Below are 5,110 nucleotides of genomic sequence, written 5' to 3' on the forward strand. Positions count from 1 at the left end.
CGAAGATGTAAGAAGGAAACGTGAGGAATGGAAACTGTTCCAGCAAAAAGCTTCATGTAATAGATTGATATTTATTGATGAAACCGGTGCCAAAACCAATATGACGAGATTATACGGCAGAGCCAGAGATGGCCAACGTTGCCATGATCATGCGTCAGACGGACGTTGGGAAAGGATAAGCATACTTTCAGCAATCCGGGTAACGGGAGAGACTTGCAGTGTTGTTTTTGATGGGGCACTGGATGGAAAAATGTACAATGCTTATATTGAAAAATTTCTTCTTCCAACGCTTAAAGCTAACGATGTTGTTATAATGGATAATTTGAATGTCCATAAATCAAAAACAGCCCAAAACTTGATAAGGGAAAAAGGCTGCAAGTATATTTTCCTTCCAGAATACAGCCCGGATTTAAATCCCATTGAAAAGATGTGGAGCAAAGTGAAACAATTACTTCGGGGTATGAAAGCAAAAACATGTGATGAACTGTACAAGTCCATTGGAAAAGCATTAAGTTGTATCACACAAAAAGACGCTGAAGGATGGTTTAAATCCTGTGGCTATGTAAAAAGTTAAAAGCAAAATGCTCTAGCGCGGGCATCATTAGGCAGCCTGTTTAGCCGTATTCCCCACACGCGTGGGGATGAACCGCGATCCCTTCGCCAAAGAGCGCGTGGCCGCCGGTATTCCCCACACGCGTGGGGATGAACCGGTGGTATTCGGGGCCGGGACGCTGTGTTTGTCGTATTCCCCACACGCGTGGGGATGAACCGTTTATTTCTCATTGTCCAAAGAGGACACTCTTGTATTCCCCACACGCGTGGGGATGAACCGGACTCGGTCGTAACTCTTGATGTGTGCGTGAGGTATTCCCCACACGCGTGGGGATGAACCGGATATTTCCGATAAGCGCGCCCAGAGAGGTCAGGTATTCCCCACACGCGTGGGGATGAACCGACGGATATTGCCATGCTGCGGGACGCAGGATTGTATTCCCCACACGCGTGGGGATGAACCTGAAAAGCTGTTGAAGGGATACAAGCGCGTAGAGTATTCCCCACACGCGTGGGGATGAACCGGACGACGTGTTGATAACGCTCAGAGTATCAGCGTATTCCCCACACGCGTGGGGATGAACCGCTTGGTTTTTCCTTTCGGTCGCTTATGGGGAAGTATTCCCCACACGCGTGGGGATGAACCGCGTTACACCCCGGACGACTACGACCCGGACACGTATTCCCCACACGCGTGGGGATGAACCGGTTGCTTCAGGCTGCCGTCAAGCTCAATAATCGTATTCCCCACACGCGTGGGGATGAACCGCCCTTCTGGCCTGCTCAAGTGAATCTCTGTCTAGTATTCCCCACACGCGTGGGGATGAACCGATCACCAAAATGCGTGTCCCCACCACGAGTTGGTATTCCCCACACGCGTGGGGATGAACCGGTCACGTTTTGGCCGTCAATGGTAGCAAGGCCGTATTCCCCACACGCGTGGGGATGAACCGTATCCGGGCGGAGAACGTAACGGCGGATAAAAGTATTCCCCACACGCGTGGGGATGAACCGGGCACCAGGTCGTGCAAGCTCCGGGATATACCGTATTCCCCACACGCGTGGGGATGAACCGGCCGCCGAACAACAGCCCGCGCCGCCTATTTTGTATTCCCCACACGCGTGGGGATGAACCGCGCCCGAGGCGCGGGAGATGATGGAAACCACCGTATTCCCCACACGCGTGGGGATGAACCCCGACAAAATAGCCTTCTTCCGGCTCGTGTGCCGTATTCCCCACACGCGTGGGGATGAACCGCGTGACGCAAAGCCCTGCGGCGTTAAGGTTCAGTATTCCCCACACGCGTGGGGATGAACCGGACGGCGGCCAGAAACCCGACCAGCACATCCCGTATTCCCCACACGCGTGGGGATGAACCGGTACTACCCCAGCCGCATGGGCTGTCCATCAAGTATTCCCCACACGCGTGGGGATGAACCGCCCCGCACGCAGCCCGAAAGCGTCACCACGCCGTATTCCCCACACGCGTGGGGATGAACCGGTGGCCTGCGCCGTGGAGCCGCCTTCCCCGCCGTATTCCCCACACGCGTGGGGATGAACCGGCGAGGTCGCTTTCCTCGCGCTGATCCTGCCGGTATTCCCCACACGCGTGGGGATGAACCGGCATGGAGATCTCTTCATACAAGGCTGAAAAAGTATTCCCCACACGCGTGGGGATGAACCAGGCTGACTGGTTAGCTCAAACGGCGGCCAACAGTATTCCCCACACGCGTGGGGATGAACCGAAATGCTTCCCATAAATGGGACATAACCAGATCGTATTCCCCACACGCGTGGGGATGAACCGACCGACGACGATCAAAATGATGGCACATGCCAGTATTCCCCACACGCGTGGGGATGAACCGGGCATTTACGCCAGCGATAACAGACTGCGTCAGTATTCCCCACACGCGTGGGGATGAACCTATGCCTGCCAGCGGGTATGTGTCGCTTGAGGCGTATTCCCCACACGCGTGGGGATGAACCGCCCATTTCCCTGAACTGCGCGGAAAAATCTACGTATTCCCCACACGCGTGGGGATGAACCGGACGACGTGTTGATAACGCTCAGAGTATCCGCGTATTCCCCACACGCGTGGGGATGAACCGCGATCGCAGCAAGAATTGTTGCCGGGTTCAACGTATTCCCCACACGCGTGGGGATGAACCGTCCCGGTATCAGGTTCACAATCATGGGTAGCCGTATTCCCCACACGCGTGGGGATGAACCGTCCCGGTATCAGGTTCACAATCATGGGTAGCCGTATTCCCCACACGCGTGGGGATGAACCGATTCCATCAGCTTTTGGGCCAGGTTCCAGGCTGTATTCCCCACACGCGTGGGGATGAACCAATGATTGCCACAAACACGACCGTGCCCCATGTGTATTCCCCACACGCGTGGGGATGAACCGCCGGGATATGCCGCTCATAACCGAAGACGGTCGTATTCCCCACACGCGTGGGGATGAACCGCTCTTTGCTTTTTTCAAATGCGCTTTTATGGTGTATTCCCCACACGCGTGGGGATGAACCGTGACGGGGACTTTGTAGCCCTCATATCCGCGCGTATTCCCCACACGCGTGGGGATGAACCTTTTGCATACATTGAGCCTTGCTTGCATATTTTGTATTCCCCACACGCGTGGGGATGAACCGGCTGAAGCCGCGCCCATTTTTGACGCGACGACGTATTCCCCACACGCGTGGGGATGAACCGGAGATAAATCATGGAAACAATGGGCTTTTATGAGTATTCCCCACACGCGTGGGGATGAACCATATTGTGCGCGTCAGTATAGCGCGTTGTATGCGTATTCCCCACACGCGTGGGGATGAACCGCGTCCTTGCCGCCTGAGAACGATAGTAATACAGTATTCCCCACACGCGTGGGGATGAACCTTGGTCGGGACTTGATTCATGCTGGCATTGCCGGTATTCCCCACACGCGTGGGGATGAACCGTTCTGACAAGAACAGTCAAGCCGTGGGCAAAAGTATTCCCCACACGCGTGGGGATGAACCGGGGAAGAGGTTGCATGTCGCCGTCTGGGAACAGTATTCCCCACACGCGTGGGGATGAACCGCTGTCATTCTCACAGACAACCTCCGCAAAGATGTATTCCCCACACGCGTGGGGATGAACCAATTTAACACCATGCCCAGCACACGCCGCCGCAGTATTCCCCACACGCGTGGGGATGAACCGTCCTCTTTTACACGACGCAACCACGTCCTATCGTATTCCCCACACGCGTGGGGATGAACCTTACAAGGATCTCCCCGGCGTCCGGATTGGCGTGTATTCCCCACACGCGTGGGGATGAACCGGTAGCAGCAAGCTTTGCGCCTTGTAACGTCTTGTATTCCCCACACGCGTGGGGATGAACCGGTTGCTATGGCTAACCTGGTCACTGTCACGACGTATTCCCCACACGCGTGGGGATGAACCGCCCGCCGCGTATGCGGCTGACACGGCCTGCTTGTATTCCCCACACGCGTGGGGATGAACCTGGTCAGCAGTTTGTTGTCGACCGCAGGCAGTTGTATTCCCCACACGCGTGGGGATGAACCGCTCCCTGCCACTGGTAATCGGGACATTGGGAAGTATTCCCCACACGCGTGGGGATGAACCGCGGGGCCACCGCCAAAGGGCAACCCCGCTTTGGTATTCCCCACACGCGTGGGGATGAACCGCACGCGCAACCAGTCACGGCCTGCGGGAGTGGGTATTCCCCACACGCGTGGGGATGAACCGGCCTCACAGCCCCCGGGCAGGAGATGCTGCAAGTATTCCCCACACGCGTGGGGATGAACCGATTTTGATCCTGAGGTCACAGACGCGCTTTTCGTATTCCCCACACGCGTGGGGATGAACCGCCTCAACCTCCGCAATCACTCGGCCCGATTCAGTATTCCCCACACGCGTGGGGATGAACCGGGTTCTGGTTTTCCGATGCCTTGATACCCTCCGTATTCCCCACACGCGTGGGGATGAACCGAGCGCATGTTTGATATTGCGGGCTTCTTCCTTGTATTCCCCACACGCGTGGGGATGAACCCCTACTTTGTCCATGTGCCTGCCGAAAACGTGCGTATTCCCCACACGCGTGGGGATGAACCGCCTCTGATGCTCGTCTCCAGCGTCCTGAATATGTATTCCCCACACGCGTGGGGATGAACCGAACCTTGTCCCCGGCATCTATATCCTTACCGAGTATTCCCCACACGCGTGGGGATGAACCGGGCAGAAGAAGCAAAACCAGTCCAGGGCATTAGAGCAATTTGACTTTTATTTTATTTAAAAATCGTTTAGATTGCAGAGATGAAATTTGCATCTGAAGAAATCCGAACCAAGGCTGTTCATGCGTATCTTGATGGAAAAGCAACAGCCAGGCAATTGGCAGATATTTTAGGTTATACCCCGGCTAGCATCTGCAATTGGGTCAGAGCTTACCGTGAAAACCAACGATTATCAGCCAAACCCAATGGCCATCGCCCAAGTTGTTTCTCATGCGAGGAGATTCGGGAATTGCAAGCCCTTCTTGATAAAAA

General features: G+C 55.1%; 2 protein-coding genes and 1 CRISPR repeat array. Both genes read left to right on the top strand.

Translation table 11 applies throughout. The features are described 5' to 3' along the window. Positions 1 to 34 precede the first annotated feature (34 nt). On the top strand, positions 35 to 574 hold the full coding sequence (locus tag G7Y52_RS14380; protein WP_277424283.1) for an IS630 family transposase: 540 nt from the start codon (positions 35 to 37) through the stop codon (positions 572 to 574). 46 nt (positions 575 to 620) lie between these two features. Next, a CRISPR array of direct repeats spans positions 621 to 4,801; the repeat unit is 28 nt; unit sequence GTATTCCCCACACGCGTGGGGATGAACC. Positions 4,802 to 4,880: 79 nt separating this feature from the next. After that, positions 4,881 to 5,110: helix-turn-helix domain-containing protein (locus G7Y52_RS14385; protein ID WP_165065509.1), on the top strand; the 230-nt coding region annotated here is incomplete at its 3' end.

It is taken from the genome of Desulfovibrio sp. ZJ200, assembly GCF_011039095.1.
Lineage (GTDB): Bacteria > Desulfobacterota > Desulfovibrionia > Desulfovibrionales > Desulfovibrionaceae > Desulfovibrio.